This window comes from Bacillus sp. JZ105 (genome assembly GCF_053903125.1).
This window is the reverse complement of the sequence record NZ_CP096387.1, coordinates 3,748,582-3,773,681: the sequence shown is the minus strand read 5'-3', so window position 1 is coordinate 3,773,681 and position 25,100 is coordinate 3,748,582. Positions and strand designations below refer to the sequence as shown.

Sequence of the window (25,100 nt, the reverse complement as noted above, 5' to 3'; positions counted from 1 at the left end):
TATCCACATGTGGACAGACTGTGTATGACTATGCTCTAGTTATTCACATTTTCCCGTACTCATTATATCAGTTTGGTTATTTTAATTGTTCTTTGATCTCTTTGACATGCTGCTGAAGCTGTTCATCTTCAACAATTAATTTCGAAATCTTCTCATGAGCATGAATGACAGTCGTATGATCACGACCGCCAAATTCTTCTCCGATTTTAGGCAGAGAGGAATCGGTCATTTCTCTAGAGAGGTACATGGCAATTTGTCTTGGATAAGCAACTGACTTTGTACGTTTCTTTGCTTTGAAATCCTCTAATCGAATATTAAATTGCTGCCCTACAATTCTTTGAATATCTTTTATTGTAATGACTTTAGGCTTTGATGAAGGAATGATGTCCTTTAGCGCCTCAGCTGCTAGATCTGCATTAATGTCTTTATTAATTAAAGATGAGTAAGCAACGACACGAATTAAAGCACCCTCCAGCTCACGAATGTTGCTGTCGATTTGATTGGCAATGTACAGCATGACTTCATTTGGAATGTCTAAGCCTTCTGCCTTTGCTTTTTTTCGCAGGATCGCGATACGCGTTTCTAGATCTGGCGGGGTAATGTCTGTAATTAAGCCCCATTCAAATCGAGAGCGTAATCTGTCTTCAAGTGTCGGAATTTCCTTCGGAGGCCGGTCACTAGAAATGACGATTTGCTTACTTTCTTCGTGAAGTGTGTTGAATGTATGGAAAAACTCTTCTTGTGTTTGTTCTTTTCCTGCTAAAAATTGAATATCATCTATCAAAAGCACATCTACATTCCGATAACGGTTACGGAAGTCGACAGCTTTGTTATCTCGGATTGAGTTGATAAATTCATTAGTAAATTTTTCAGATGATAGATAGACCACTTTGGCTGATGGATTATGGTCGATCACGTAGTGACCAATCGCATGCATCAAGTGAGTCTTTCCTAAACCAACGCCCCCATAAATAAAAAGCGGGTTATATGCTTTCGCTGGTGCTTCCGCAACTGCAAGTGAAGCGGCATGAGCAAAACGGTTGCCTGAACCAATAACAAAAGTATCAAATGTATATTTTGGATTCAGCATATTTTGTGGAATGTCAACGGGCTCTTCTTTAGACATTTTTTTGATAGGAGACTTTGGCATGGCTTCCTCTTCATCCTGATTTTGAGGAATAATAAATTTAATGCTGAGCTCTTCACCTGTTAGTTCATAGATGGTATCAGCAATTAAGTGAAGATATCTTGACTCAAGCCAATCTCTAGCAAATTCATTAGGTGCCGTAATTGTAAGCGTATCTCCCAGAAGAGAATGGGCTTTTGTCGATTTCATCCATGTCTCAAAACTGGGTTTGCTCAATTTTGTCTCTATTTTTTGAAGTGCTTTATTCCACAGATCCAAAATATTTTCCATAAGGCTTCTCCCCCCTCCTTTTCTTTTTAAAATGACCAGTATCAAACTGTTATAGAACACGAAAAAGAGCAAATGGTCATCACCATTCGTGCACATACATTGTTGAAAACAATTAATATAGTAGAAAAACGTCTTTTCGACAAATTACACAAGCTGTGGATAAACAATTCAACAGGCTGTGTAATAACTTTCCACAGGTTATCCACAAATTGTGGATAATATAAATAGGCCAGATAAGTAATTAAGAGTTAAAACACAAATATAATATCAAAATAAACAAGATGGTGCAATGGGTGTCACAAACTTATCCACACACTTTACATCCTGTTGAAAAATAATTATCCACATCGGTTATTTGTGTGAAAAAAATGTCGATAATGGGTGTGGATAGTCTAAATATGCCGGAAAAATATCCACATTCTTGTTTTGAAGGTCTTTTAGGAGGAAAAAAAGAATAAAATGCTGGAAACTAAAAAAGAAGGTTTCTTCGTTTGATAACTTATGTTATGCTTATAAGGTTGATAATAAGAGTTTTATCATTGATATTGACAATCGATGGGTTACACAAATATAATGAGTTAGACTGTCTTAAACAGCTATTCCTCAGGGAGGTGTCATAAATGAAAAGAACGTTTCAACCAAATAACCGTAAGCGTAGTAAAGTTCATGGCTTCCGCAGCCGTATGAGTACTAAAAACGGACGTCTAGTTTTAAAGCGACGCCGCAGCAAAGGTAGAAAAAAATTATCAGCTTAGGCCACTGAATAATGTCAGTGGTCTTTTTTACATAAAATCGTAAATGAACTGTCAGTTTTTATCGGAGTGGAAGAAAACATGAAGAAGCGAAACAGGCTAAAAAAAAATGAAGAGTTTCAAAAGGTGTTCAAAAAAGGTCAATCAATGGCAAATCGCCAATTCGTTATTTACCAGCTGGATCAGCCAAATCAAGTTGAACTGCGTCTAGGATTGTCTGTCAGTAAGAAGATTGGTAATGCAGTAATAAGAAACCGAATTAAACGTCTGATCCGTCAGGTGTTTTTAGAGGAAGGTCATAAGTTAAAGCAAGAAAAAGACTACATTGTCATTGCACGAAAACCAGCGAGTGAATTGACCTTTGAAGAAACAAAGAAGTCTCTCCAACATTTATTTAGAAAATCCGCTGTTTATCAACAACAACCGAAAAAGTCTTCGTAATAGAAACTTTCGTTGTATCAATTTTTAAAAGCGCTTCCTTCATCTAGTGAATTAAAATGAAACCACCACTTTGCAAAGAAAAAATGTTACCATACTGATTAGGTGAGTCACTTTCTTAATCAATTCCAACTTAAATAAAGTTTGAAGTAATGGGAGGAATCTTGTTGAAAAGGCGATTATTACTAATATTTAGCTTGATTGGCGTATTGGTTTTATTGGCAGGATGTACACAGATCAATGAACCAATTACATCAGATAGTAAGGGGTTCTGGAATTCTTATATTGTTTACCCGCTATCTCAATTAATCACGTACATGGCAAACTTAACTGGTGAAAACTATGGTGTAGCGATTATTATTGTGACAGTGTTAATCCGCTTGCTTATTTTACCATTAATGATTAAACAGTTAAGAAGTACAAAAGCGATGCAAGCATTACAGCCTGAATTGAATAAGCTACGTGAAAAATATAGCTCTAAAGATCAAAAAACACAACAGCAGCTTCAGCAGGAAACAATGGCCCTTTTTCAAAAAAATGGCGTCAATCCATTAGCAGGCTGTTTCCCAATTTTAATTCAAATGCCAATCCTTATTGGTTTCTATCATGCAATTATGAGAACAGCAGAAATTAAAAAGCATACATTCTTATGGTTTGACTTAGGCAGCCCAGATCCATTGTTCCTATTACCGATTATTGCGGGTGTAGCTACTTTCATTCAGCAAAAGCTGATGATGGCTGGAAATCCTTCGGACAACCCTCAAATGGCTATCATGCTATGGGTGATGCCGATCATGATCATTGTGTTTGCAATTAGTTTCCCAGCAGCACTTTCATTGTACTGGGTTGTAGGTAACATTTTCATGATCATACAAACATTGGTAATTAAAACACCTCAAGTAAAAGTTGATACAAAAGAAAAAGCTGGCGGGAATAAAAAATGAAGGAAATAACTGCTGTCGGTCGCACAATCGAAGAAGCAGTAGATTCCGGACTTAAACAAATTCAGCTACTAAAAGAAGAAGTAGAAATCACAATAGTAGATGAAGGAAATAAAGGGTTTTTAGGATTATTTGGTAAAAGGCAAGCTGTGGTCAAGTTAGTAGAAAAGATAAGTGCACTTAAATTAGCTACACAGTATTTAGATAAAATTGTTAAATCTATTGATCCTAAAGCAAAGGTTATTTCCAAACAGGAACCGAAAAAGATTTCTTTCCACATTGATGGAGATAAAACGTCATTAATGATTGGAAAAAGAGGCCAAACATTGTACTCTTTAGAAACGTTGGTACAGCTAGTGTTTAATCGTTATTCTGATCAATATCATCATATAACAATTGATATTGGCGATTATAGGAAGAAACGACAAGAAGCACTTGAGCAATATGCAGTCAAAACAGCAAATCGGGTTTTAAAAACGAAGAGAAAGGTTCATTTAGAACCAATGCCTTCGAATGAACGAAAAATTGTTCATGATGCGATTGCTTCATTCTCTAAAGAACTTGCAACGGCATCTGAAGATACAGGCAGCAAACGTCATGTTGTGGTGCTGTATAAAAAATAGCAGAAAGGCTAAGATTCAGCAAAGCTGGATTTTAGTCTTTTTTTATTGAAAAATTGCTTTTTATAGAGGATTCATCCTTTATTTCTAAAAAATGAGTGTGTGATATGAGTGCAAAACGCCAATTTAACAAGTAAGTATAGGGATCAGGGCGTTTAAATTTATTGGATTTAGGTGTAAGATGTGAAGACAAGTTTCAAACGTCGTTATTCACATGTGGATAAGTTAAGTGTTAAAATAGATAAGATGCAAAGCTGTGGATAATTAGATAGGGGATACTTTCACTTCGCTTTCATTTATGGTATCTTTAAATTTTGGATTAAGCGTTTTTGATATAGAGATGGACAATGTCCATTTAATAGATAACAGGGTGTTTATTAAGTAGAGAAAGAGGTGAATGAGTGATGGATACAATTGCAGCAATTTCTACACCGATGGGTGAAGGAGCAATTGCGATTATTCGTTTAAGCGGGCCTGATGCGGTACAGATTGCTGATCGGATGTATAAAGGTCCTAAGGAGAAAAAACTTGTATCGGTGGATTCACATACAATTCATTATGGTCATATTGTGGATTCTAGCACTGAGCAAGTCATAGAAGAGGTCATGGTGTCAGTATTAAGAGCACCAAAAACATTTACGAGAGAAGACGTTATTGAGATTAACTGCCATGGCGGAATTGTAACGGTCAATAAAGTATTGCAGCTTGCTTTAAGAGAAGGAGCAAGATTAGCGGAGCCGGGTGAGTTTACAAAACGAGCTTTCTTAAATGGAAGAATTGATCTTTCACAGGCTGAAGCGGTAATGGATTTGATTCGCGCTAAGACAGATCGTGCGATGAATGTAGCGATTACTCAAATGGAGGGACGACTCTCCGGTTTGATTAAACGACTTCGCGGTGAGATATTGGAAACTCTGGCCCATGTTGAAGTCAATATTGACTATCCTGAGTATGACGATGTTGAAGAAATGACGCATCGAGTTTTAGTTGAAAAGGCAACATCAGTGAAAAAGGAAATTGAGTCACTGCTAACAACATCTCAGCAGGGGAAAATACTTCGCGAGGGCTTATCCACTGTCATTATTGGAAGACCGAATGTTGGAAAGTCTTCCTTGTTGAATAGTCTTGTACAGGAAACAAAAGCGATTGTAACGGATATTCCTGGCACAACGAGAGATGTCATTGAGGAATATGTAAATGTTAGAGGTGTACCGCTTCGATTAGTCGATACTGCGGGTATACGTGAGACGGAGGACATTGTTGAGCGTATAGGGGTTGAACGATCCAGACAGGTCTTAAAAGAAGCTGACCTGATTTTACTTGTGCTCAATTATAGCGAGGAATTGTCAGAAGAGGATATCAAACTATTTGAGGCCGTCTCAGGCATGGATATCATCGTGATCGTGAATAAGACAGATCTTGAGCCTAAGCTTGATATCGAAAAGGTCAAGCAGTTAGCGAAGGATCGGCCAGTGGTTACTACATCATTATTACAAGAAAAGGGGATTGATGAGCTCGAAATTGCGATTCAATCATTATTCTTCACGGGTTCAATTGAAAGTGGAGATTTAACGTATGTAAGTAACACAAGGCATATTGCCCTCCTTCAGGCAGCAAAACAATCCATTGAGGATGCTCTTGAAGGAATTGAAATGGACGTACCGATCGACATAGTTCAAATAGATTTAACACGCTGCTGGGAACAGCTGGGTGAAATTATTGGGGATGCTGTTCATGAAAGCTTGATTGATCAGTTATTCTCTCAATTCTGTTTAGGAAAGTAAAGGGAGGAACATAAGAAATGGGTTATGAAGCTGGCAATTATGACGTAATCGTCGTGGGTGCCGGTCATGCTGGAGTTGAGGCTGCTCTTGCTTCTGCAAGACAGGGCGCCAAAACACTTGTATTGACTATCAACCTCGATATGGTTGCTTTTATGCCATGTAATCCGTCCGTAGGCGGCCCCGCAAAAGGGATTGTCGTCAGAGAAATTGATGCTCTAGGCGGAGAAATGGCACGAAATATAGATAAGACGCATATTCAAATGCGTATGCTGAATACGGGGAAAGGACCTGCTGTCCGTGCGTTAAGAGCGCAAGCAGATAAGTTCCAATATCAGCATGAAATGAAAAAAACAATGGAAAATGAACCAAACCTGACAATGCTGCAAGGTATGGTAGATCATTTAATTGTAGAAGATGATGAATGTAAAGGTGTTGTTACTCAAACAGGGGCGAATTATCGTGCGAAGTCTGTTGTATTAACGACAGGGACTTTCTTAAAAGGCCGCATTATTTTAGGAGACTTATCGTATTCAAGTGGTCCAAATAACCAGCAGCCTTCCATTAAATTATCGGATCATTTAGCAGAACTAGGATTCGATTTGGTTCGCTTTAAAACAGGAACACCCCCTCGAGTAAATAGCCACTCGATTGACTATAGTAAAACAGAAATTCAACCAGGTGATGATGTCCCGCGGGCATTCTCCTATGAAACGGTTGAATATATTACTGACCAGCTGCCTTGCTGGTTAACATACACGAGTTTAGAGACTCATCAAATTATTGATGAGAATCTTCACCGTTCTCCAATGTATTCAGGTATGATTAAAGGAACTGGTCCTAGATACTGCCCGTCTATAGAAGATAAAGTGGTTCGTTTCAATGATAAACCGAGACATCAAATTTTCTTAGAGCCAGAAGGTCGTAATACGCAGGAAGTTTATGTTCAAGGATTGTCTACAAGTCTTCCGGAAGATGTACAGCAGCGCATGCTTTCAACCATCCCAGGACTCGAGAATGTTCAAATGATGAGAGCGGGTTATGCTATCGAGTATGACGCGATTGTGCCTACTCAGTTGTGGCCTACACTTGAGACGAAGAAAATTTCTGGATTATATACAGCCGGCCAAATTAATGGTACGTCTGGTTATGAGGAAGCAGCAGGTCAAGGGATTATGGCAGGTATTAATGCAGGAAGAAAAGCATTAGGTAAAGAAGAAGTCATTTTAAGCCGATCTGATGCATATATCGGTGTTCTCATTGATGACCTTGTCACAAAAGGGACAAATGAACCGTACCGTCTCTTGACATCACGTGCTGAGTATCGTCTACTTCTACGTCATGACAATGCAGATTTAAGATTAACTGAACTTGGCTATCAAATTGGATTAATTTCTGAAGAAAGATTCCAAGCATTCCAGCAGAAAAAAGAAGCCATTGAAGCAGAGAAAAAACGTTTATATTCTGTCATCATTAAACCTACAGCAGAGACTCAAGAATTTATTCGTTCACTCGGTGGAAGTGAGCTGAAGGACGGCATTCGTGCAAGCGATTTGATGAAGCGTCCAGAAATGAACTATGAATCTGTTGTGAACTTAGCTCCTGCCGAAACACCGCTTCCTTCTGATGTGTGTGAGCAGGTAGAGATTCAAATTAAATACGAAGGTTATATTGAAAAGTCACTCCAGCAAGTTGAAAAACTGAAAAAGATGGAGAACAAAAAGATTCCTGATCGTATTGATTATGACGCCATCAAAGGGATTGCAACTGAAGCGAAACAAAAGCTGAAAGAAGTCCGACCTCTTTCTGTTGCACAGGCTTCTCGTATTTCAGGCGTTAACCCTGCTGATATTTCTATCCTTTTAGTATATTTAGAGCAGGGGCGTATTGCGAAGATAGCAGAATAGAAAGGATGTCGGCATGAACATTGAACAATTTACAGCAGCACTAGAGGAGAAAGGGATCACTCTTTCTCCTGTGCAGCTTGAACAATTTGAAACCTACTTCCGCATGCTTGTAGAATGGAACGAGAAAATGAATTTAACGTCCATTACTGAAAAGGAAGAAGTGTATTTAAAGCATTTTTATGATTCAATATCAGCAGCATTTTTTATTGATTTTCACAAAGTGACGACGATTTGTGATATTGGAGCTGGTGCTGGTTTTCCAAGCATTCCTCTTAAAATTTGTTTCCCTCATCTACATGTGACCATTGTTGATTCTCTTCAGAAACGAATTACGTTTCTCAATGAGTTAGCAAAAGGATTAAACTTACAAGATACTACTTTTTATCATGATCGTGCGGAAACGTTTGGACAACGTAAGGAAAAGCGTGAAAGCTATGATCTTGTCACTGCTAGAGCAGTTGCACGTTTATCCGTCTTGAGCGAACTATGTCTGCCTCTAGTGAAAAAGGAAGGATTGTTTGTTGCATTAAAAGCATCTGCCGCTGATGAAGAAATGCAAGCAGGGAAAAAAGCTGTCACAGTTCTCGGAGGAGAGGTTGTTGAAAAGCATTCCTTTGTTCTTCCTTTAGAAGAAAGCGAACGGAACATCATTGTCATTGAAAAGAAAAAGCAAACACCAAAAAAATATCCTAGAAAACCAGGAACACCTAATAAATCACCAATAGAAGGTTGATCATGTAAAAGGTCGGTTTTTCTTCAATATTTATGATTTTACAGAAGGAAAAAACATGAGAAAATAGAATTATAAAAAGGTAGTTTTTAAAGGTGGTGTAGGTTCATGAAGCATTCACTCTCACGCTTCTTCGGGCTTGGAGACAAAGAACATCCTGAGCGTGAAACCGAAATAGAGGCAGAGATTGCTGAGCATGATACATTAAAGGAAGAGATACAGGAGCTCCCGGTCGACACAATTATGCCAAACCGTTTTCAGCCACGCACCATTTTTTCAGAAGAAAAGATACAAGAGCTGGCCACGACGATCCATACCCATGGCATTATCCAACCGATTGTTGTTAGACCAACAGAAGAAGAAGGAAAATATGAACTGATCGCCGGCGAAAGACGTTGGAGAGCGGTGCAGACTCTTCAATGGGGGAAAATCCCCGCTATTATAAAAGATTTTACTGATACGGAAACGGCATCTGTGGCATTGATTGAAAATTTGCAAAGAGAAGAGCTGTCTTCTATTGAAGAGGCTCATGCTTATGCACGTCTTTTAGAGCTTCATGATTTAACACAAGAGGCGCTTGCTCAGCGTTTAGGCAAGGGACAATCAACTGTTGCAAACAAATTAAGACTTTTAAAGTTGCCTGAAGAGGTACAACAAGCTATTTTAGAGAAAAAAATCTCTGAAAGGCATGCACGTTCACTTGTGCCCCTAAAGCTTCCAGAATTACAAATCGCGCTATTGCAGGAAATCATCGAAAAGCAGTTGAATGTGAAACAGACTGAAGAGCGTGTAGTGAAGATGCTTGAACAAAAAACGGATCGCAAACCGAAGCCAAAACGTAAGGCGTTTAGCCGTGATACGCGAATTGCGATGAATACCATTCGTCAGTCTCTCCACATGGTAGAAGACAGCGGACTTAAAATAAATACCGAGGAAGAAGAGTTTGAGGAATATATCCAATTAACGATTCGAATTCCTAAATAGAAATAAGCTGATGAGCGCCACTCGTCAGCTTTTTTTGTAAATTGATATCATTTGTTATTTACTGTTTGCTTTTGCAAATGAAATGATAGCTGAAGTTGATCCGAAGAACTATGACTTGTGAACACACAATAACCCAGCCCGATGCAATTGTGAGCAAATGCCGTACAAGTTCCGGCACTCAAAAAAGATATATCAATATATTTTTTCGGTGCGTTTTCATTCGTCCTTTTATGTACGAAAAGGCACATTCACCGACGAATTTATAATAGGGAAACAAAAAAAGCAAACGTTTCATACTTTTTTTGATAGAATAGGAAGTATGAATGAATGAGAAACTTGTTAAGTTGAAAGTGGGTGACATCGTGGGAAAAATCATAGCGATTACCAACCAGAAGGGAGGCGTCGGGAAGACGACAACTTCTGTTAATTTGGGTGCGTGTTTAGCATACATAGGCAAACGAGTGTTGTTAGTTGATATTGATCCGCAGGGCAATGCCACGAGTGGTATTGGGATTGAGAAGGCCGACGTAGAGAAGTGTGTGTACGATATTTTAGTTGATGATGCAGATGTTCTTGATGTGATTAAGACGACAGAGGTCGAAAATCTTGATGTCATTCCTGCGACAATACAGCTTGCAGGGGCTGAAATAGAGCTTGTGCCTACAATCTCGCGTGAAGTGAGACTGAAGAGAGCACTTGAATCTGTTAAGCAGAATTATGATTATATGATTATTGACTGCCCGCCATCACTTGGACTGCTGACGATTAATGCGTTAACTGCATCCGATTCCGTTTTAATACCAGTTCAGTGCGAATATTATGCGCTTGAAGGATTGAGCCAATTGTTAAACACAGTTCGTCTCGTGCAGAAACATTTAAATACCGATCTTGCCATTGAAGGTGTCTTGCTGACAATGCTTGATGCCCGAACAAATCTTGGGATTCAGGTAATCGAAGAAGTGAAGAAGTACTTTAGAGATAAAGTCTATCAAACCGTCATTCCGAGAAATGTGAGGCTGAGTGAAGCGCCAAGTCATGGAAAGCCGATTATCTTGTATGATCCACGTTCAAGAGGTGCAGATGTCTATTTAGACTTAGCAAAGGAAGTGGATGCGAATGGCTAAAGGTCTTGGAAAGGGCATTAATGCACTATTTAACAACGTAGACTCAAATGAAGAAACGGTTGAAGAAATCAAATTAAAGGATTTGCGTCCGAATCCGTATCAGCCAAGGAAAACGTTTGATGATGATGCATTGTCTGATCTGAAAGAGTCGATTCAGCAGCACGGGGTTTTACAGCCGATTATTGTTCGTAAATCGATTAAAGGATATGACATAGTAGCAGGAGAACGCCGTTTTCGCGCAGCACAACAAGCTGGTCTGACAACCATTCCTGCAATCGTTCGAGATTTTTCAGAAACGCTGATGAGAGAAATTGCTCTTTTAGAAAACCTGCAGCGTGAGGATCTCTCTCCACTAGAGGAAGCGGAAGCATATGCTTCCTTGCTGGATCATCTAAGTGTGACGCAAGAGGAATTAGCGAAGCGATTAGGGAAAAGCAGACCGCATATTGCGAACCATCTCCGTCTGTTGACTTTACCGGATGACATCCAAAAGCTGATTGCAAATGGAACGTTATCAATGGGACATGGCCGGACATTGCTCAGCTTAAAGAACAAAAAGAAGCTGGCGCCTTTGGTAAAGAAAATCGTGGATGAGGGGTTAAACGTACGACATGTTGAGAAACTTGTTCAGCAGTTAAACGAAAATGTTCCACGTGAAACAAAGAAAAAAGAAGCACCAAAGGATCGAGTGTTGAAAGAAAGAGAGTCTTTCTTACAAAACTACTTTGGTACTTCAGTGACGATCAAGAAACAGAAGAAAAAAGGGAAAATAGAGATTGAATTCCTCTCGAATGAAGATTTAGAAAGAATCCTTGAATTGCTTTCTACGAGGGAATCATCAGAGTGACCATCTTGATATGAGATGGTCTTTTTTATATTCTCCCAGTGATATTTTGAATAGGGGTGAAGAGAGACCGGCTTTTTTCTCTCGTCCAATCCATTTGGTCAATGTGAGATAGACTTTCAGAAAGTGTATTGGCCATAGACATGACAAGATGAAGACGTGTGTTTTGGAGGACGAAGTATTCCATGAAACCACTCACATTGACGATCCCATTAATATGAATATCTCCTACCTCTGGCAGCTCCTTTTGGACACCAGCTCCAGGTTTTAACGGCCCATCTCCAATTTGGAAAGAACCGACACTTTTCACTCTTCCTAAACAGGCATCCACCGCTACAATAAACGGGTGTTTATGAGCTTGTTCAATTTCAGCGAGTTTTTCTTTTAAATTGACCGCATGCACGGGGTCAGAGAGTGTTCCATATACATGAAGCTTTTTCAAATCCAGACCTGAAAGCTTTGTACCAACAAGTGGACCTAGAGAGTCGCCAGTTGAGCGGTCTGTTCCAATACAGACGATGGCAACGGGTCTTTTTCCTGCTTTCTGAAGATACGAGAATAAAATACTTTTAAGCTGTTGAATGGCGTTTGTATCCGTATGGGACACGTATTCTTTCACCCTATTTCTAAAAAAAAGACCGTTCTTGCTATTCATAGGTCTCACTTCCTTGTCATAGTAGTTAGTAACAGTATACGGAAACAAGCTTAATTCTATACCTATGAGGTGATGATTGTGTGGAAGGCTGGTTCAAGGTGGACGCTTTTAATTTTAGGAAGCTTAATAGGAGCGGGATATGCTTCCGGCCAGGAAATTTGGCAGTTTTTTGGCATTGATAGCGGACTAGCCATTCTACTGTTTACATTGATGTTTATGCTGTCTACCTATGTGGTGTTAAAAATCAGTTATGAGGTGCGAGCCGATCACTTTGTGCCAGTGCTGGAACGGCTTGTCGGTCCATGGCTGGCTAAGGTGTATGACGTGTTAATTGTCCTTTATTTATTCACGACAACGACGGTCATGATTGCCGGCGGCGGGGTGACTCTTGAGATGTATCATGTGCCTTTTTGGGTTGGCATCGGCGCGTTTTGTTTGTTTTCATTTATGATTTTTTTCTGGGATGTGAAAGGGCTTTTATCTGTGAATGCCTTCATTATACCAATTTTGGTGGCGGGACTCATCTATGCGTTTGTTTTTTATTATATGAACCATGAGCATATGTGGCGGATTGATTTTGGGCAGCAGTACAATTGGCCTGCCAGCATTGTCTTTGCTTCTTTGAATATATTATCTGTTGTGGCAGTGCTGTCTTCGGTTGGGAAAGAAATGAAGGGGCTTGGGGAAGCCAAGGTGGCGAGTATATTAAGCGGCCTTATTTTTGGTGTCATCTCGTATGTGTATAACGAAATACTGGTTGATATTTCTGGAAGCCTTTCATCAGAGGGAATTCCTTTGTTTACAGTATTAGAAGGGGCGCCGCCTTCTTTGTTTGTGTTTATGACCGTTGTCCTTTGTCTAGCCATTTATACGACGACGGCAGCAGGTTTATTTGGATTATCCAGCCGGATGCTTTCTTTTGTACGGATGCCTCGCTGGCTGGTTGTATTGGTGATGCTTCTTATGATGGCTCCTTTAACATCTCTTGGATTTGCTGATTTGATTGCTTTCTTGTATCCAATTTATAGTTTGTTGAATCTTTATTTGCTCGTCTGTTTAATGCTGTATCCGATTTTAAGTAAAAAGATATTTTCTCGCCCTAAAAATTATATTGATAAAACAAAATAAGCACCTCTCTTTTTTAGAGCTGTGCTTATTTGATCTGAATTGAATCAATAGCTTCTTTGATATCATCATAGACAGGCATTTGCTTGAGACGCTGGAGGCGCTCCTCTAATTCTGAAATCGCCTGTCCCTTTAAATGCTGGGAAATGTGTTGTTTGACAATGGTCGTCTGGTTTATCATGTCTTCTGTTTTAGCTAATTGATACTCCAAGTGCACGCGAGTATATGCTAATTCGTCGTGCAGCCGCATTTTGAGCAGCCGTTTTAAATCCTTTCGCTGTCCTTCTCTTCGCATGGCCTGAATGGCGGCAATTTCTTCAGGAGACTGTGTTTGTGTGTGTGGTGCCGATTGATTCTCGAATACAGACATGGAGCGGCGGGCACTCACATTTTGCAAGAAACGCTGGGCGTCACTAGGAGGCTTATTTTGATTGATCATGCGATGACTCCTTTCTTAATGAATACCCATTTGCATCGCAAGGCGTCTATCTGCCTTGGCGTAGTCATCACCCATTGTGTACATATGTCTTGAAAGGGCAGAAAGTTCTTGTTCGTAATCCCTCAGGGTGTACAAGGCATTCAGTTGTTTTTCATGTGAATAAAAGGAGGAATGTGTCTGTTCCATTCTGACTTCCTCTACCAGTGCTTCCACATCACTATGACTTAATAAATCATAGTGGCCAAAGCCGACGAGTCCTTTGAGTTCTTGTTTTACATGATGGACGGCGTCTTTTACACTTTCATCCATTCCATCGATTTTTTCAAATACAGTGTGCACTTCATGTTCAATAATACTTTGCAGATCATAGGATGAATTTTTCAGTAAATGGGATTTTATGATAATTTCAAGTCCGCTTTGTGCATATGCATGTCCAGAATGAATTTCTTGCAGCAGCATGGCTGTAAAACTTGTATTATGGTCAAGCTGTTCATCTAAAATACGGGCAGATCCATTCGGATGGAATGAATATCCATTTTCTTTGAATTCTCCTGAAACGAGAGCTAAAAAAGCATTTGTATCAAAGGATTCGTTCCATTCTATATTCATAGATGCAAAAGCTGATTTTAAAAAGGTGTCAATTTCTCTTTTTTTGTATTTTACTGATTCTTGGACTGAGTCTTGCTGCCGTGGCGGTACAGTGTACTTGACTTGTCCAACTCCTTGATCATGACGATTGAGTAAACCGACGTAATGACTAGGCTGAATATATTCAGTCAACATACGTTGATATTGACCTTGCTGCGCCTTTTGCTGAATCGAAGGCGACAAGCTGCTCCATATATTTGGGCTGTCAAAGGTGACGGCTTTTTTGACAGCTGGCTGTTCTGTTGCAATATAAGCACAAACAGCACCGGCAAGTGCTTGTCCAGTGAGATGGATACCAGCATTCGGATGATTCTGACAGACTTTCTCTATGTATTCCTTCCCTTTAAAAAAGACATGGTCTTGATTGCCATCAAGGGACTTTCTTTCAATTGGATAGGCATAGTCTGTTTTGAGCAATGACTGTGCCGCGTTGTGTACATCTTGCTTAGATGTCACCGTCATTTGATGTGGCAGCGGGCAGTGAAAAGAGACGATGAATTCATCTGATTGTTCCGGCTGCATTGTTAAACCATATAATTTTTGGTCGATCTTTAGAAAATCGTGGACAGTGAGTGTTTGCTGACCTATTTCTATCGTATGGTGCTGCTGGTAATTGTCGATATTTCCAGCATGATCGGATATGATTTTATATTCTTTATCAGTTAATCTATCCTTTCGATTGACCATCGTACCTGCTCCCTCTCACATAACATTTATGCAGATATCATAAATCAAAAAATATGGAAAAACCACCGCGTTCTACCAATAAAAACCTTTTGACCTACAGTGTTTGTGACAATATTGAAAAAAAACGAAGTTTAAGTAACTATTGGTCACAAATAAAATGATCTAAAAGAAGGGTTTTTTCTCTAAAAAAGAATAGGATGAACGATTGAAAGAGACTCTTTGTTTTGTGCATTGCCCTCCATCGCCGTTTTTTTGTACAATAGATTCAATGAAGTGAGCAAGGAGAGGTGAAGGCTGATGGCAGACAAAGCGTTTGGGTTACATGATGTTGTAGAAATGAAAAAGCCCCATCCATGTGGTGCCAATCGGTGGAAGGTCATTCGTTTGGGCATGGATATCCGTATTAAATGTGAAGGCTGCGGACACAGCGTGATGATCCCAAGAAGAGATTTTGAACGAAAAATGAAGAAAATTCTCGTCAAGCATGAGGAGCCAACTGCTTAAGTAGGCCTCATGCTTTTTTTATTAAATTTGTCTTTTCTACAGCAAAGCCAGGTGCATTTTCTCGTTTTGAAGCATTGATTTATTCTTTTTGACGATGTTTCTTCTATTGAAAATGCATGATGGTTAGCTTGTCTTTTCATGTAAACCTACTTATAATTGCTCTAGGTTCATATTACGCAGTATAACGAGCACGTTTGATATAGAGGAGATGAAAGAATGGCTTTAACAGCTGGTATTGTTGGCTTACCTAACGTCGGGAAGTCAACGCTATTTAATGCAATTACACAGGCTGGAGCGGAGTCTGCTAACTATCCGTTTTGTACCATTGATCCAAACGTCGGAATTGTAGAAGTTCCTGACGAGCGTTTACAAAAGCTAACAGAATTGGTGCAGCCGAAAAAGACAGTTCCCACTGCTTTCGAATTCACTGATATTGCGGGTATTGTCAAAGGTGCATCTAAAGGTGAAGGTTTAGGGAATAAATTCCTTTCTCATATTCGTCAAGTAGATGCGATTTGTCACGTGGTCAGAGCTTTTGCAGATGATAACATTACACACGTATCAGGTAAGGTTGACCCAGTGTCAGATATTGAAACGATTAATTTAGAATTGATTTTGGCTGATTTAGAAACGGTTGAAAAGCGTTTAACTCGTGTGAGTAAGCTTGCGAAGCAAAAAGACAAGGAAGCTGTAGCTGAATTTGATATTTTGGAAAAGCTGAAGGACGCATTTGAAGCTGGAAAATCTGCTAGATCGGTTGAATTTACAGATGAGCAGCAAAAGCTTGTGAAACAGCTTCATTTACTCACGTCTAAACCAGTTCTTTATGTAGCAAATGTGAGTGAGGATGAAGTAGCGGATCATGAGGGCAACGAATATGTGCAGCAAATCCGTGAGTTTGCTTCTGGTGAAAACGCTGAAGTTATCGTCGTTTGTGCGAAGATCGAGTCTGAAATTGCAGAGCTTGAAGGAGAAGAGAAGCAAATGTTCCTTGAAGAGCTTGGTATTAATGAGTCAGGGCTTGATCAGCTAATTAGAGCATCTTATTCACTTCTAGGATTAGCTACGTATTTCACAGCAGGTGAGCAAGAGGTACGTGCTTGGACATTTAAAAAAGGAATGAAAGCGCCAGAATGTGCTGGAATCATCCACACAGACTTCGAGCGTGGATTTATTCGTGCTGAAACGGTTGCGTATGAGGATTTACTAGCTGGCGGAAGCATGTCTGCTGCTAAAGAAGCAGGGAAAGTTCGTCTAGAAGGTAAAGAATATGTAGTGAAAGACGGAGACGTCATTCATTTCCGTTTTAATGTATAGGTTCTTGTCATAGGCCAAGTGATTTGTTATAATATACAATTGTGAGTAATATAATTTATTGCTCCTTGCCCGTTTAGGGCCGCTTAGACCAAAAGGAGGTGCAATCAGATGAGAAAGTACGAAGTTATGTACATCATCCGCCCAACAGTTGACGATGAGGCTAAAAAAGCAGTTATCGAGCGTTTCAATAACGTGTTAACTTCTAACGGTGCGGAGATCACTGGAACAAAGGATTGGGGTAAACGTCGTCTTGCATACGAAATCAACGATTTCCGTGACGGTTTCTACCAAATCGTAAACGTTCAATCTGACGCTGCAGCAGTTCAAGAATTTGACCGCTTAGCTAAGATCAGTGACGATATCATTCGCCACATTGTTGTTAAAGAAGAAGTATAAATCATTGAAATATATATTTAAAGGTGGTCTTTCAATATGCTAAACCGTGTTGTATTGGTCGGAAGACTAACAAAAGACCCTGAGCTTCGCTACACGCCTAATGGGGCGGCTGTAGCCACGTTTACTCTAGCTGTGAATCGTACGTTTACGAATCAATCTGGAGAGCGTGAAGCCGATTTCATTAACTGTGTTACTTGGAGAAGACAAGCCGAGAACGTGGCTAATTTCTTGAAAAAAGGAAGTCTTGCCGGTGTAGACGGTCGTTTGCAGACAAGAAACTATGAAAATCAGCAAGGACAGCGTGTCTTCGTGACAGAGGTTCAAGCTGAAAGTGTTCAATTTCTTGAGCCTAAAAGCGGCGGTGCTGGTTCAGGTGGATACAGCGGCGGTGGCAATAGCGGAGGCCAGTATTATGGCGGTAGCCAAAACGATCAGAATCCATTTGGAAATGAACCAAGTCAAAATCCATATGGCAATCAAAACAACCAAAATCGTAATCAGGGAAATAGCTTTAATGATGACCCATTTGCGAACGATGGTAAACCGATTGACATCTCCGATGATGATTTGCCATTCTAATTGATCTGAAAAAATGACTAAAGGAAAGGTGTGAAAACAAATGGCAGGTGGACGCAGAGGCGGTCGTGCGAAACGTCGTAAAGTATGTTTCTTTACTTCTAACGGTATCACGCACATCGATTACAAAGATGTTGATCTTCTTAGAAAGTTTGTTTCTGAGCGTGGTAAAATTTTACCTCGTCGTGTAACAGGAACTAGCGCTAAGTATCAACGTAAATTGACTTTAGCGATCAAAAGATCACGTCAAATGGCATTACTTCCATACGTTACTGGTGAGTAAGTCGTTGACTTAAAAAGCGGAGAGCCCCGAGCTCTTCGCTTTTTTTATTTTCCTCACTGTGAATCTCGCCTATTTTTGCTAGAGTTGTTTCTGACAGTCAACCTAGGGGAAGTATGTAAAAGTGACAGTTTATTCTATACAAATATGAGGTTGATCTGTCATATTGATAGTCTAGAAAATAATTGCAGTCAGGGCGTGGGAAGATGATTGAATTTAAAAAGGTATCGATGCAATTTTCTGATGAGCGCTATGCCGTTCAATCCGTTGATTTGGAGATTCAGAAAGGTGAGTTTTTTGTATTGATTGGACCTAGTGGCAGCGGGAAAACGACGACATTGAAAATGATCAATCGCCTCATTTCTTCTACAGAAGGTGAGATTTACATAAAGGGTCAAAAAATAAGTGATTATGATATGTATGAGCTGCGCTGGGATATCGGTTATGTTTTGCAGCAAATTGCGCTTTTTCCTCATATGACCATAGAAGAAAATATTGCTGTGGTGCCAGAGCTTAAACAATGGAGCCGGAATGAGACCAATCAGCGTGTCGATGAACTCATGTTGATGGTCGGGCTTGATCCAGCTATGTATCGGCATCGAAAGCCAGCAGAGTTCTCTGGTGGACAGCAGCAGCGAGTCGGTGTGGCACGTGCACTTGCAGCTGATCCTGAGATCGTCCTGATGGATGAACCTTTTAGTGCGTTAGATCCACTAACGAGGGAGAAATTGCAGGATGATCTGCTTGATTTGCAGCGCCGTATACAAAAAACTATTGTTTTTGTGACGCATGATATGCAGGAAGCTATGAAGCTGGGTGATCGGATTTGTGTGATGAATGAAGGAAAAGTAGTGCAGATCGGACGTCCTGAGGAGTTGGTTCAACATCCAGCCAATGCCTTTGTACAGGAGTTTGTTTCAGGGGCTGCCCGTCATGTGGGACATCAAGCTTTTGAGCTGGAAACCTTGGCACAACCGATAGCCCGCGAAGCTCTTTTACCCTATGAGGCGGTCTCAGCAGATGCCCCGCTGGATGAAGTCTTGTCTCAATTGGCAAAGCACGAGGAATTGGCTGTTGAAAAGAATGGAGAGCGGATTGGACTAGTGAATCGTCAAGCAGTGATTCAGTATTTAGCTGATTCTCCTAAAGAGAGGGGCGAGTCACATGAATGATTGGACCCGTGTGTTATGGGAACGCAAAGAACAATTGGGACACGCCTTACTTGAGCATATTCAAATTTCTTTTATTGCTTTATTTTTAGCGATTTTGATTGCTATTCCATTAGGTATCTATTTAACGAGGGTTCCAAAGCTAGCGGAGTGGGTCATCGGGGTGACGGCTGTCTTGCAAACGATTCCGTCGCTTGCCCTTCTTGGCTTGTTGATTCCTCTCGTGGGGATTGGGCAAGTACCTGCGATTATTGCGCTTGTGGTCTATGCCCTACTCCCTATTTTAAGAAATACATATACAGGCATTCAGGAGGTTGATCCTTCTCTGAAAGAAGCGGCGCTTGCTATGGGGATGAATCATCGTAAACGGTTATTAAAGGTGGAGCTTCCTCTTGCCATGCCAGTCATCATGGCGGGTATCCGAACCGGGATGGTACTCATTGTGGGGACCGCCACTCTGGCAGCACTGATCGGGGCTGGGGGATTAGGAAGCTTAATCTTGCTGGGAATTGATCGAAATGATATGTCTCTTATTGTCATTGGTGCGATACCAGCTGCTTTACTCGCTCTATTATTTGATGTGGTGCTGCGTACCTTTGAGAAAATTTCCTTTAAAAAGACTGTGATCTCTGTGACTGTTTTTGCTCTGATTGCAGGAGCAGTTGTCGCTGCCCCCTCGCTGTTTCAGCAAGAAAAGAAAGAAATCACCATTGGCGGAAAGTTAGGATCAGAGCCTGAGATTTTGATCTCGATGTATAAGCTTTTAATTGAACAGGATACCGATATTCAAGTGAACCTGAAGCCTGGTCTTGGTAAGACGTCCTTTGTTTTCCAGGCTTTACGCTCTGGTGATATCGATATTTATCCTGAGTTTACGGGTACAGCGATTTCTGAATTCCTCAAAGAAACAGCAAAAAGCACAGATAAAAGAAAAGTGTATGAGCAAGCGCGGCGTGGATTGGAATCGTCCTTTCAGCTCCGCTTTCTTGAGCCCATGGCATACAACAATACGTATGCTTTAGCCGTGCCGCAGTCACTGGCTGATCAATATGAAGTGTCCAACATTTCAGATCTAGGTAAGATCAAAAACCGCATAAAAGCTGGATTCACCTTAGAGTTTTCTGATCGTCAGGATGGGTATCGAGGCATTCAAAAAGCCTATCAATTTTCCTTTGACGATGTTGTAACGATGGAGCCGAAGCTACGGTATCGAGCGATTCAAAAAGGAGATATCAATTTAGTCGATGCGTATTCGACAGACAGTGAATTGAGACAATACAAATTAAAGGTGCTTCATGATGATCAGCATGTTTTCCCGCCATATCAAGGAGCACCGCTGCTCAGGCAGGAGACATTAACTGAATTCCCTGAGATTGAGACCTCTCTCAATAAGCTTGCGGGTCAAATCACAGACGATGAGATGAGAGAAATGAATTATGAAGTCAATGTGAAGGAGAAGGATGCATTTCAGGTAGCGAAGGCCTATTTAAAAAAGAAAAAATTGCTGCAATCATCAAGGGAAAGCAGAGCTGTTTCATGCAAAACAGCTCTGCTTTTTTAAAAGAAAAACAAAAATCATTGACATTTATTTAAAAACATCATATCCTTAATTCGAGATAAATATATTTTTTTGATCTAATATCTCGAATTCGAGATAATATAAAGACGTCAGTAAAGACATAATGAATAGAGGCTTATTACTTCATGATTAGGAGGTCATTAGAAGTGAAAAAAACAGAAGGAATTCACCATATTACAGCTATTGTCGGTCATCCTCAGGAGAACGTTGATTTTTATGCAGGTGTTTTAGGACTTCGGCTCGTGAAGAAAACCGTGAATTTTGATGATCCGGGCACATACCATTTATATTTTGGAAATGAAGGCGGCTCTCCAGGGACCATTATTACGTTTTTCCCTTGGCCGGGGGCACAAAAAGGTCAAATTGGTGCAGGGCAAGTGGGCGTGACGACATATGTCGTACCGACAGGCGCTTTTTCTTTCTGGAAGGATCGTCTTGAGCAGTTTAATGTCTCTTATGAAATGGTTGAACGTTTTGGGGAAGCTTTTCTCTCATTTGAAGATCCACACGGCTTATTGATTGAGCTAGTAGAGCGTGAGGAAGGAAAGCAAAACGAGTGGACATTTAATGGTGTCACACCAGATGTAGCGATTAAAGGATTTGGCGGAGCTGTTTTATTAACTTCGCAGCCGGAGCAAACAATGCAGCTGCTAGAACAAACGATGGGACTTGAACGAGTCGGAGAAGAAGGATACTATGTGAGATTCCGTTCGTTCGGTGAAATAGGCAATGTCATTGATGTGAACATCACACCTGTTCCACGAGGACGTATGGGTGTTGGAGTTGTGCACCATATTGCATGGAGAGCAACAGATGATCAGGATCAATTAGATTGGCAGAGACATATTGCACAAAGCGGGTATCAAGTGACACCTGTGCAAGATCGAAATTATTTTAATGCTATTTATTTTAGAGAGCTTGGCGGCATATTATTTGAGATTGCTACTGATCCTCCAGGGTTTGCACACGACGAATCAGTGGAAACAATGGGTGAAGCATTGAAACTGCCAGCGCAATATGAGGCACAGCGCAGTCAGATTGAACAAATTGTACTGCCAATTGAAGTGAGAGAAGTTAAAGGGAAAGGAGATTCATGATGAAGCATCTTTTTCGAAAAGGAAAGAATGAACAAAGACCTGTCCTGTTATTATTGCATGGAACTGGCGGGACGGAAGAAGATTTATTGCCGCTTGCACAGATAGTAGATTCTGATGCATCTGTTCTTAGTGTGAGAGGGAATGTATTAGAAAACGGCATGCCGCGTTTTTTCAGACGTTTGGCAGAGGGTGTATTTGATGAGCAGGATTTGATTGAGCGTACAGAGGAACTATATACATTTATCGGCGAAGCAGCTGATGAATACGGATTTGATCGTCACAATGTGGTGGCTATCGGATATTCCAATGGGGCAAACATTGCTGGAAGCTTGTTATTCCATTATGGGGATGCTTTAAAAGGAGCTATCCTGCATCATCCAATGGTTCCAAGACACGGGGTTTCATTGCCTTCATTAGCGGGGAAACAAGTCTTTATAGCAGCTGGTGAAAATGACCCAATGTGCCGTCCAGAGGAATCACAGGAGCTGGAGCAATTGCTCCAGGGGGCAGGCGCATCGGTTACACTTCATTGGGAAAATCGCGGACATCAGCTAACGAGAGAAGAAGTCGATGCTGCGGCTTTATGGTATCGTCGTCAATTTTAAATAAGGTGGGGAATACAGGTGGGATTTTTACAGAAGCTTTTTGGGCAAAACAAACAAAAGGAGCTGGAACAAATGGAAAACGTAAAATTAGCGATTATTTATTATAGTTCAACAGGTACAAACTATCAGATGGCGAAATGGGCTGAAGCTGGAGCAAAAGAAGCTGGCGCAGAGGTCAAAGTATTAAAGGTTGCTGAATTGGCACCAGAAGCAGTTGTCGCTTCAAATCCAGCATGGAAAGCACATTTAGACGAAACAAAGGATGTGCCAGAGGTTCAATTAAGTGATTTAGAGTGGGCAGATGCCATCATCTTTAGCATGCCGACACGTTTCGGTAACCTGCCAGCTCAAATGAAGCAGTTCTTAGATACAACAGGCGGTTTGTGGTTCCAAGGTAAATTGGCAAACAAAGCAGTCAGCGCGATGACTTCAGCTCAAAACGCAAATGGCGGACAGGAGCAGACGGTTCTCAGCTTATATACGACGATGTTCCACTGGGGAGCCATTATTGCCGCTCCTGGATACACAGATGATTCCTTATACGGTGCAGGGGGCAACCCTTATGGCGTAAGTGTCACTGTTGACCAAAATGGAAAAATCCAAGAGGATGCAGAAGCAGCTGTGAAACATCAGGCAAAACGTACAGTCAATGTGGCTGAATGGATCAAAAAAGGTCAAAACGCTTAATAGATGTATACAAAAAGAATGCAGCCTCGCCGCTGCATTCTTTTTTTCATTAATAAGGATCTGATGGTGTGCTGTTGTTGATGGCTTCGTCCACGGCTTGAGCAGCGCCTGTAGAGCCGATAGGTCCGCTTGGCTGCTCTTGTTTAAAGGCTTTTAAGCCGTCAGCAACACGCTTTCCGTAATCAGGGTCTGCTTTTGTAAAGTTTTCAATCATTTGGTCTTGAATGTCCTTTTGACATGTCGCAAGGGTGTTGACTAAGTTCTTAATCAGTTCCTCACGCTCCCAATCATTAAAACGGCGATATGTTTCTCCCGCTTGTCCAAAGTTGTTTGGGCGGTCAATGGCTTCTCGTTTGACTTCACCTTCTACAAAAGGCGTATGATCCTTTCCATCCTGTTTGGCTTCTTTTAATCCTCCGAGGATCGATGGCTCATAATTCACATGGGGATTTTGGCCTTTGCCTTGATCGACATGGTATTCCATTTGACCGTCTCTCTGATTGGTGGCGACATGCTTTTTCGGTGCATTGATCGGCAGCTGTAAATAGTTTGGCCCTACACGATATCGCTGCGTGTCAGAGTAGGAGAAGGTACGGCCTTGAAGCAATTTATCATCTGAGAAATCTAAACCGTCTACGAGTACGCCAGTCCCAAAGGCAACCTGCTCGACTTCTGCGAAATAGTTTTCTGGATTTTTGTTTAATACCATCCGTCCGATTGGTTTCCATGGATAGTCATCCTTGTACCAAAGCTTTGTCGGGTCTAGCGGGTCAAAGTCGAGGTGAGGGTGGACATCATCTTCCATGATCTGTGCATATACCTCCCATTCAGGATAATCTCCTTGCTCAATCGCTTCATATAAATCCTGTGTGGCATGGTTAAAATTTTCTCCCTGGATCGCTTGCGCCTGTTCTTGGGTCAGGTTGCGAATGCCTTGTTTCGGTTCAAAATGATATTTAACCAGCACCGCTTTTCCTTCATGGTTGACCCATTTGTACGCATGGACACCTGAGCCTTGCATGTGCCGGTATGTAGCTGGGATGCCCCATGGTGAAAAGAGAAATGTCACCATATGCGTCGCCTCAGGTGATTGTGAGACAAAATCAAAAATACGCTCGCCGTCCTGACGATTGGTGACAGGATCAGGCTTAAAGGCATGAACCAAATCAGGGAACTTTAAAGCATCTCGGATAAAGAAAATTTTCAGGTTGTTCCCTACGAGATCCCAGTTGCCTTCCTCTGTATAAAATTTAATCGCAAACCCTCTCGGATCACGTAATGTTTCTGGCGAATGACCGCCGTGAATCACAGAAGAAAAACGAACGAAAACAGGCGTCTTTTTCCCTTTTTCCTGAAACAATTTTGCCCTCGTATAGGTGGAGATGGGTTCATCCCCGAATGTGCCGTATGCTTCAAAATAACCGTGAGCTCCGGCACCGCGTGCATGTACAACACGTTCAGGGATGCGTTCACGATCAAAATGACTGATTTTTTCTAGGAAATCGTAGTTTTCAAGCGTAGTTGGTCCTCTATTCCCAACAGTTCTCATATTTTGATTATCTGTTACGGGATGACCTTGCCGATTCGTTAAGGTTTCTTCTGACTCTGAAGATGGTTTAGGCTGTTGATCTTCTTTCAATTCAAATCCCTCCTTTAATATCTCCCTAACAATATGGTCATGTTGCTCCCTATTTCATACAAGGATTGATATAATGATTGAAACTTTTAAAACAGTTTGTCCATCAAACACTATCCGCTTGGAAAGAGTGAACCCATCAGGTTCGCTCTTTTTGTATAG

The 25,100-nt window shown here is 40.9% G+C and carries 26 protein-coding genes; 21 read left to right on the top strand and 5 right to left on the bottom strand.

Annotation, left to right across the window (positions count from 1 at the left end):
- Nucleotides 1-76: 76 nt before the first annotated feature.
- Nucleotides 77-1,417, bottom strand: a complete 1,341-nt coding sequence (dnaA, locus tag M1D81_RS19355) for a chromosomal replication initiator protein DnaA (protein ID WP_424925133.1) — start codon at nucleotides 1,415-1,417, stop codon at nucleotides 77-79.
- Between the two features lie 620 nt (nucleotides 1,418-2,037).
- Here dnaA and rpmH point away from each other — a divergent pair.
- From rpmH to M1D81_RS19305, 10 genes are all read left to right on the top strand, one after another.
- Nucleotides 2,038-2,172, top strand: coding sequence for a 50S ribosomal protein L34 (rpmH, locus tag M1D81_RS19350; protein WP_073208224.1), 135 nt, complete (start codon nucleotides 2,038-2,040; stop codon nucleotides 2,170-2,172).
- A 78-nt stretch (nucleotides 2,173-2,250) separates the two neighbouring features.
- A complete protein-coding gene (gene rnpA, locus M1D81_RS19345; RefSeq protein WP_024427652.1) occupies nucleotides 2,251-2,610 on the top strand; it encodes a ribonuclease P protein component in 360 nt (119 codons plus the stop codon).
- 158 nt (nucleotides 2,611-2,768) lie between these two features.
- Entirely contained in the window at nucleotides 2,769-3,551 is a 783-nt protein-coding gene (gene spoIIIJ, locus M1D81_RS19340; RefSeq protein ID WP_456267178.1) for a YidC family membrane integrase SpoIIIJ, read from the top strand.
- Nucleotides 3,548-4,171 (top strand): RNA-binding cell elongation regulator Jag/EloR, encoded by a 624-nt coding sequence (jag, locus tag M1D81_RS19335; protein WP_456265966.1) that lies wholly within the window; start codon nucleotides 3,548-3,550, stop codon nucleotides 4,169-4,171. The genes spoIIIJ and jag overlap by 4 nt, the downstream gene beginning before the upstream one ends.
- Nucleotides 4,172-4,572: 401 nt before the next feature.
- Complete coding sequence (mnmE, locus tag M1D81_RS19330) at nucleotides 4,573-5,952, top strand: tRNA uridine-5-carboxymethylaminomethyl(34) synthesis GTPase MnmE (protein ID WP_024424070.1); 1,380 nt, start codon at nucleotides 4,573-4,575, stop codon at nucleotides 5,950-5,952.
- A gap of 17 nt (nucleotides 5,953-5,969) precedes the next feature.
- Nucleotides 5,970-7,856, top strand: coding sequence for a tRNA uridine-5-carboxymethylaminomethyl(34) synthesis enzyme MnmG (gene mnmG, locus M1D81_RS19325; protein WP_456265967.1), 1,887 nt, complete (start codon nucleotides 5,970-5,972; stop codon nucleotides 7,854-7,856).
- A 13-nt stretch (nucleotides 7,857-7,869) separates the two neighbouring features.
- On the top strand, nucleotides 7,870-8,589 hold the full coding sequence (gene rsmG, locus M1D81_RS19320) for a 16S rRNA (guanine(527)-N(7))-methyltransferase RsmG (protein WP_024424068.1): 720 nt from the start codon (nucleotides 7,870-7,872) through the stop codon (nucleotides 8,587-8,589).
- Nucleotides 8,590-8,694: 105 nt separating this feature from the next.
- Nucleotides 8,695-9,570 carry a nucleoid occlusion protein gene (gene noc / locus M1D81_RS19315; protein ID WP_456265968.1) on the top strand — a complete coding sequence of 292 codons (876 nt, stop codon included), beginning with the start codon at nucleotides 8,695-8,697 and terminating at the stop codon, nucleotides 9,568-9,570.
- Nucleotides 9,571-9,932: 362 nt separating this feature from the next.
- The gene (gene soj / locus M1D81_RS19310; RefSeq protein WP_008360890.1) at nucleotides 9,933-10,694 is read left to right on the top strand and encodes a sporulation initiation inhibitor protein Soj; all 762 of its coding nucleotides are present in this window, start codon (nucleotides 9,933-9,935) and stop codon (nucleotides 10,692-10,694) included.
- Nucleotides 10,687-11,541: a ParB/RepB/Spo0J family partition protein gene (locus tag M1D81_RS19305; RefSeq protein ID WP_456265969.1), complete on the top strand. Its 855-nt coding sequence runs from the start codon at nucleotides 10,687-10,689 to the stop codon at nucleotides 11,539-11,541. Before soj ends, M1D81_RS19305 begins: the two co-directional genes overlap by 8 nt.
- 25 nt (nucleotides 11,542-11,566) lie before the next feature.
- Here M1D81_RS19305 and yyaC read toward each other — a convergent pair whose 3' ends face one another.
- A complete protein-coding gene (gene yyaC, locus M1D81_RS19300) occupies nucleotides 11,567-12,193 on the bottom strand; it encodes a spore protease YyaC (RefSeq protein ID WP_456265970.1) in 627 nt (208 codons plus the stop codon).
- 72 nt (nucleotides 12,194-12,265) lie between these two features.
- Here yyaC and M1D81_RS19295 point away from each other — a divergent pair, with 72 nt between their 5' ends.
- Complete coding sequence (locus tag M1D81_RS19295) at nucleotides 12,266-13,321, top strand: YkvI family membrane protein (RefSeq protein ID WP_456265971.1); 1,056 nt, start codon at nucleotides 12,266-12,268, stop codon at nucleotides 13,319-13,321.
- 25 nt (nucleotides 13,322-13,346) lie between these two features.
- On the opposite strand, the gene M1D81_RS19290 is transcribed toward M1D81_RS19295, so the two are convergent.
- The gene (locus M1D81_RS19290) at nucleotides 13,347-13,757 is read right to left on the bottom strand and encodes a hypothetical protein (RefSeq protein ID WP_456265972.1); all 411 of its coding nucleotides are present in this window, start codon (nucleotides 13,755-13,757) and stop codon (nucleotides 13,347-13,349) included.
- A gap of 15 nt (nucleotides 13,758-13,772) precedes the next feature.
- On the bottom strand, nucleotides 13,773-15,092 hold the full coding sequence (locus M1D81_RS19285; RefSeq protein WP_456265973.1) for a hydrolase: 1,320 nt from the start codon (nucleotides 15,090-15,092) through the stop codon (nucleotides 13,773-13,775).
- 297 nt (nucleotides 15,093-15,389) lie between these two features.
- On the opposite strand from M1D81_RS19285, the gene M1D81_RS19280 reads away from it, so the two are divergent.
- The 10 genes from M1D81_RS19280 (at nucleotide 15,390) to wrbA (ending at nucleotide 23,302) form a co-directional block, all read left to right on the top strand.
- Entirely contained in the window at nucleotides 15,390-15,596 is a 207-nt protein-coding gene (locus tag M1D81_RS19280) for a DUF951 domain-containing protein (protein WP_008347561.1), read from the top strand.
- 216 nt (nucleotides 15,597-15,812) lie between these two features.
- Nucleotides 15,813-16,913, top strand: coding sequence for a redox-regulated ATPase YchF (gene ychF, locus M1D81_RS19275; protein WP_456265974.1), 1,101 nt, complete (start codon nucleotides 15,813-15,815; stop codon nucleotides 16,911-16,913).
- Nucleotides 16,914-17,021: 108 nt separating this feature from the next.
- A complete protein-coding gene (rpsF, locus tag M1D81_RS19270; protein WP_024424058.1) occupies nucleotides 17,022-17,309 on the top strand; it encodes a 30S ribosomal protein S6 in 288 nt (95 codons plus the stop codon).
- 36 nt (nucleotides 17,310-17,345) lie between these two features.
- Nucleotides 17,346-17,888, top strand: coding sequence for a single-stranded DNA-binding protein SsbA (gene ssbA, locus M1D81_RS19265; protein WP_007497456.1), 543 nt, complete (start codon nucleotides 17,346-17,348; stop codon nucleotides 17,886-17,888).
- A 40-nt stretch (nucleotides 17,889-17,928) separates the two neighbouring features.
- A complete protein-coding gene (gene rpsR, locus M1D81_RS19260; RefSeq protein WP_008359105.1) occupies nucleotides 17,929-18,168 on the top strand; it encodes a 30S ribosomal protein S18 in 240 nt (79 codons plus the stop codon).
- 203 nt (nucleotides 18,169-18,371) lie between these two features.
- Nucleotides 18,372-19,337 (top strand): ABC transporter ATP-binding protein, encoded by a 966-nt coding sequence (locus tag M1D81_RS19255; RefSeq protein WP_456265975.1) that lies wholly within the window; start codon nucleotides 18,372-18,374, stop codon nucleotides 19,335-19,337.
- Nucleotides 19,330-20,895 (top strand): osmoprotectant update ABC transporter permease/substrate-binding subunit OpuFB, encoded by a 1,566-nt coding sequence (gene opuFB / locus M1D81_RS19250; protein ID WP_456265976.1) that lies wholly within the window; start codon nucleotides 19,330-19,332, stop codon nucleotides 20,893-20,895. Before M1D81_RS19255 ends, opuFB begins: the two co-directional genes overlap by 8 nt.
- Nucleotides 20,896-21,038: 143 nt before the next feature.
- The gene (locus tag M1D81_RS19245) at nucleotides 21,039-22,010 is read left to right on the top strand and encodes a ring-cleaving dioxygenase (protein WP_456265977.1); all 972 of its coding nucleotides are present in this window, start codon (nucleotides 21,039-21,041) and stop codon (nucleotides 22,008-22,010) included.
- Entirely contained in the window at nucleotides 22,007-22,615 is a 609-nt protein-coding gene (locus M1D81_RS19240; protein WP_456265978.1) for an alpha/beta hydrolase, read from the top strand. Before M1D81_RS19245 ends, M1D81_RS19240 begins: the two co-directional genes overlap by 4 nt.
- A gap of 72 nt (nucleotides 22,616-22,687) precedes the next feature.
- On the top strand, nucleotides 22,688-23,302 hold the full coding sequence (gene wrbA, locus M1D81_RS19235; protein ID WP_034283654.1) for an NAD(P)H:quinone oxidoreductase: 615 nt from the start codon (nucleotides 22,688-22,690) through the stop codon (nucleotides 23,300-23,302).
- A gap of 49 nt (nucleotides 23,303-23,351) precedes the next feature.
- Here wrbA and katX read toward each other — a convergent pair whose 3' ends face one another.
- Nucleotides 23,352-24,962, bottom strand: coding sequence for a catalase KatX (gene katX, locus M1D81_RS19230; RefSeq protein WP_456270907.1), 1,611 nt, complete (start codon nucleotides 24,960-24,962; stop codon nucleotides 23,352-23,354).
- Nucleotides 24,963-25,100: the final 138 nt, after the last annotated feature.

Excerpts from the sequence above, each read along its gene's own strand:
- dnaA (WP_424925133.1), bottom strand. The coding sequence starts at position 1,417 with ATGGAAAATATTTTGGATCTGTGGAATAAAGCACTTCAAAAAATAGAG.
- rpmH (WP_073208224.1), top strand. The coding sequence starts at position 2,038 with ATGAAAAGAACGTTTCAACCAAATAACCGTAAGCGTAGTAAAGTTCAT.
- rnpA (WP_024427652.1), top strand. The coding sequence starts at position 2,251 with ATGAAGAAGCGAAACAGGCTAAAAAAAAATGAAGAGTTTCAAAAGGTG.
- jag (WP_456265966.1), top strand. The coding sequence starts at position 3,548 with ATGAAGGAAATAACTGCTGTCGGTCGCACAATCGAAGAAGCAGTAGAT.
- mnmE (WP_024424070.1), top strand. The coding sequence starts at position 4,573 with ATGGATACAATTGCAGCAATTTCTACACCGATGGGTGAAGGAGCAATT.
- mnmG (WP_456265967.1), top strand. The coding sequence starts at position 5,970 with ATGGGTTATGAAGCTGGCAATTATGACGTAATCGTCGTGGGTGCCGGT.
- rsmG (WP_024424068.1), top strand. The coding sequence starts at position 7,870 with ATGAACATTGAACAATTTACAGCAGCACTAGAGGAGAAAGGGATCACT.
- noc (WP_456265968.1), top strand. The coding sequence starts at position 8,695 with ATGAAGCATTCACTCTCACGCTTCTTCGGGCTTGGAGACAAAGAACAT.
- M1D81_RS19305 (WP_456265969.1), top strand. The coding sequence starts at position 10,687 with ATGGCTAAAGGTCTTGGAAAGGGCATTAATGCACTATTTAACAACGTA.
- yyaC (WP_456265970.1), bottom strand. The coding sequence starts at position 12,193 with ATGAATAGCAAGAACGGTCTTTTTTTTAGAAATAGGGTGAAAGAATAC.
- M1D81_RS19295 (WP_456265971.1), top strand. The coding sequence starts at position 12,266 with ATGATTGTGTGGAAGGCTGGTTCAAGGTGGACGCTTTTAATTTTAGGA.
- M1D81_RS19290 (WP_456265972.1), bottom strand. The coding sequence starts at position 13,757 with ATGATCAATCAAAATAAGCCTCCTAGTGACGCCCAGCGTTTCTTGCAA.
- M1D81_RS19285 (WP_456265973.1), bottom strand. The coding sequence starts at position 15,092 with ATGGTCAATCGAAAGGATAGATTAACTGATAAAGAATATAAAATCATA.
- M1D81_RS19280 (WP_008347561.1), top strand. The coding sequence starts at position 15,390 with ATGGCAGACAAAGCGTTTGGGTTACATGATGTTGTAGAAATGAAAAAG.
- ychF (WP_456265974.1), top strand. The coding sequence starts at position 15,813 with ATGGCTTTAACAGCTGGTATTGTTGGCTTACCTAACGTCGGGAAGTCA.
- rpsF (WP_024424058.1), top strand. The coding sequence starts at position 17,022 with ATGAGAAAGTACGAAGTTATGTACATCATCCGCCCAACAGTTGACGAT.
- ssbA (WP_007497456.1), top strand. The coding sequence starts at position 17,346 with ATGCTAAACCGTGTTGTATTGGTCGGAAGACTAACAAAAGACCCTGAG.
- rpsR (WP_008359105.1), top strand. The coding sequence starts at position 17,929 with ATGGCAGGTGGACGCAGAGGCGGTCGTGCGAAACGTCGTAAAGTATGT.
- M1D81_RS19255 (WP_456265975.1), top strand. The coding sequence starts at position 18,372 with ATGATTGAATTTAAAAAGGTATCGATGCAATTTTCTGATGAGCGCTAT.
- opuFB (WP_456265976.1), top strand. The coding sequence starts at position 19,330 with ATGAATGATTGGACCCGTGTGTTATGGGAACGCAAAGAACAATTGGGA.
- M1D81_RS19245 (WP_456265977.1), top strand. The coding sequence starts at position 21,039 with ATGATTAGGAGGTCATTAGAAGTGAAAAAAACAGAAGGAATTCACCAT.
- M1D81_RS19240 (WP_456265978.1), top strand. The coding sequence starts at position 22,007 with ATGATGAAGCATCTTTTTCGAAAAGGAAAGAATGAACAAAGACCTGTC.
- wrbA (WP_034283654.1), top strand. The coding sequence starts at position 22,688 with ATGGAAAACGTAAAATTAGCGATTATTTATTATAGTTCAACAGGTACA.